Annotated in this window: 1 protein-coding gene; it reads right to left on the bottom strand. The window is 53.3% G+C overall.

Annotation, left to right across the window (positions count from 1 at the left end; all coding sequences use genetic code 11):
- On the bottom strand, nt 1–395 hold a 395-nt coding region (locus F0Q01_RS13730), incomplete at its 3' end, for a nickel-dependent hydrogenase large subunit (protein WP_205467996.1).
- Nucleotides 396–413: the final 18 nt, after the last annotated feature.

The following is a 413-nucleotide window of genomic DNA, read 5'->3' as shown; positions in this document are numbered from 1 at the left end:
CAGTAGCCGTTGGCGAAAATCCCCAACTGACCGCTGGCAACCAGATCTTTGATCTTGTTCTGAACTTTGGTGAACTCTTCCGGGCTGTTCAGGTGCCAGGTCGAAACGCCTTTCAGCATTTCAGAGGCTTTGGTTGGGTCAGCTTGCAGTGCAGAAGTGATGTCCACCCAGTCCAGCGCCGAAAGCTGATAGAAATGAACGATATGGTCATGCGTGGTGTGCGCAGCCAGAATGATGTTACGGATGTAGTGCGCGTTAACCGGAACGTCGATATTCAGCGCACTTTCTGCCGCACGAACGGAAGACAGCGCGTGAGTGGTAGTACATACGCCACAGATACGTTGCACAATCATCCATGCATCGCGCGGATCGCGGTTTTTCACGATCTCTTCCATGCCGCGCCACATGGTACC

The sequence above is a fragment of the Pseudobutyrivibrio xylanivorans genome (assembly GCF_010906925.1).
Taxonomy (GTDB): Bacteria; Bacillota; Clostridia; order Lachnospirales; family Lachnospiraceae; genus Pseudobutyrivibrio.
This window is presented reverse-complemented; position numbering and strand designations above follow the sequence as displayed.